Raw genomic sequence first — 518 nt, 5'->3', positions numbered from 1 at the left:
ATCGTGAGTTGTGCATCCGCCAAGATCGGAGCAACACAATCGTGGAACGACTTAAATCGCGAATGCACGATAGAAGTCAGAGACGAATCCTTGCCGAACTCCACCGGCTTAACCGCCATGCTCCAGTTCGACATATCCAGATTAAACCACTGCCTAAAATTGAGCGGATCGTCCGGAAGCATCCACAAACTATTGTTCTTACGCAACAAGTTCACGAACAACGTAGTTGTAACAGCCCACCTAGCAGGACCGAACAACACCCACGCCTTCGGAAACTGAATCTCAGCAGGCAAAAACGGGTTAGCCCAAACCAACAACTCACGCAGTTTGTGATAGTCGTGCAGAGCGTACAACTCGACCTGCTGGTCACCCTTGTAATCCTCGATCACCTTTAACGTCTGGATACGCCCCGACCACCGAGCGCCATCCTTATCGAACGTGATGTAAATACTCTTCGTCGGCCACTTCCCCGGATCCATCAACATCTCCGACATCTCATGATCGAGCGGGAGATGAAC

Annotated in this window: 1 protein-coding gene; it reads right to left on the bottom strand. The window is 50.8% G+C overall.

Annotated elements, in window-relative coordinates:
• Positions 1-494: Gp37-like protein (locus ACXIUA_RS11265; RefSeq protein ID WP_457976888.1), on the bottom strand; the 494-nt coding region annotated here is incomplete at its 3' end.
• Positions 495-518 lie beyond the last annotated feature (24 nt).

Source organism: Corynebacterium sp. UMB8791 (assembly GCF_054166365.1).
The sequence above is the reverse complement of the archived record's forward strand: the minus strand, read 5'-3'. Positions and strand labels throughout refer to the sequence as shown.